Origin of the sequence: Acinetobacter sp. YH01005 (assembly GCF_013420465.1) — a bacterium.
GTDB classification, from domain to species: Bacteria; Pseudomonadota; Gammaproteobacteria; order Pseudomonadales; family Moraxellaceae; genus Acinetobacter; species Acinetobacter amyesii.
Map to the genome: position 1 here is coordinate 1 of NZ_VOYA01000063.1, position 1,611 is coordinate 1,611.

1 protein-coding gene and 1 pseudogene are annotated in these 1,611 nt (G+C 32.3%); one reads left to right on the forward strand and one right to left on the reverse strand.

From position 1 onward, the window contains the following. Window positions 1-399: 399 nt before the first annotated feature. Window positions 400-1,188, forward strand: coding sequence for an aminoglycoside adenylyltransferase domain-containing protein (locus FTT72_RS16085; RefSeq protein ID WP_038350081.1), 789 nt, complete (start codon window positions 400-402; stop codon window positions 1,186-1,188). 126 nt (window positions 1,189-1,314) lie between these two features. Here the strand turns inward: FTT72_RS16085 and FTT72_RS16090 are convergent. Next, a pseudogene (locus FTT72_RS16090) lies at window positions 1,315-1,476 on the reverse strand (DUF523 domain-containing protein); the annotation flags it as partial. Window positions 1,477-1,611 lie beyond the last annotated feature (135 nt).

Here is a 1,611-nt window from a genome sequence, read left to right on the forward strand (position 1 = left end):
ACATCAAACTCAGAACTCAATTCAGCAAGTGTTTTTTCTGCTTTGATCGCAGCAAGTGCTACCTTAGCCTTAAAGTCGTTTGAATGATTTCTTCTTGGTCTACGTGCCATAAAATACTCCATATATTGATGTTTATAACATCATTTGAGGAGCAGAGTATCACTTATAGGAGTTGTTCAAATTTCCGGATCCATCTCTAAGTGAGGAGGAAATGACTCTTACTATTCAGATGTTGTTTCAAGCTTTTTTTGATTGATAGAGTTTTATGTATTAAACTCTATATTGAAAGTAAATATATTGTAAAAATAGTATGTTATTTACTAATTGATTAAATTATTTACACTTATTCTGTATAATGCTCTATGAATTCATTACTTATTTTTTTAAATTAAAAATCATATGCAAAGCTTAAATGATGAAGAGTGTCGCCAAGTTGAAAGTGTAAAACAGCTTTTACAAAAAAATTTTAAAGATAAGCTTTATGCTATTTATTTATATGGTTCGTATGTTGATGGTGGTTTAAAACATAAAAGTGATCTTGATATTTTAGTTATTATTGAACGTGAAATTACCGATCAGGAAAGAAAACAATTAGCGCAGAATTTTCTAAATATATCTGTTCCGATTGGTCATGCTACAGCGCGTGCCTTAGAAATTACGATATTAGAAAAAGGGAGTATTACCAATAAAAATCATCCATATACATATCAGCTACAATATGGCGAGTGGTTGAGAGAAGAATTACTCAAAGGTGAATTACTTTATAGTCAATCTGATCCAGATATTAGTATTTTACTTAAAACTGCCCAATTACATAACATTACTATCTTTGGACCTGATATTTGCGATTGGTTAAATCCAATTAGCTATGAACAATTAATATTTGCCATGCAAAAAACTTATCCACAAATTATTGCTCATTGGAAAGACGATCAGGATGAATGTAATCAAATTTTAGCGCTATGCCGTATAGCTTATACATTAGATCATAAAACAATAGTTGCCAAGGATGTTGCTGCGACATGGTTTTTAGAATTCTTAAGTCAGATAGATCAAGACATTTTGCAACTCATAATAGATGAATATATTGGGCAAGGTCATGAGCAATGTTGGTTAGTTTTACATGATCAGCTTGCTAAAATTGTTAAAGAATTACAGCATAAAATTGAACCACTACTTTTTAACTGATGTGGAAGTAATGGATATGCTTCTTAGATTATTACCTCACTATATCTCTAAATACCGAAGAGACTTGATATTGCAAAGGGGGGCGTGGTTGGAGTTGCATGAAGATTTTAAATAAAAGCGGAGGAACTAGGGTAAAAGTTGCCAAAAAGTTTCTTCTGAAATGACTTTTATATTATGACGTTTAAGCAAAGCGGAGGTAACTCCATTGCCATAGATCTTATTCCCATTAAATTGACCATCGTAAATCATTGAACTACCACATGAAGGGCTATTTTCTTTAAGCACTACCAGAGTAGTGATGTGTGCTGAATTAGCAGGAGACTTTCACTTGGGAGATTCTAGGCAGCTAACCGATAAAAGTCTTCTGCCATTTGATTTGGTGTCTTAAAATCCAAGCCTTTTTGAATTCTTCGCTGATTATAA

Bases quoted from the DNA above. Each gene is read 5' to 3' on its own strand.
- FTT72_RS16085 (WP_038350081.1), top strand. From the start codon at position 400: ATGCAAAGCTTAAATGATGAAGAGTGTCGCCAAGTTGAAAGTGTAAAA.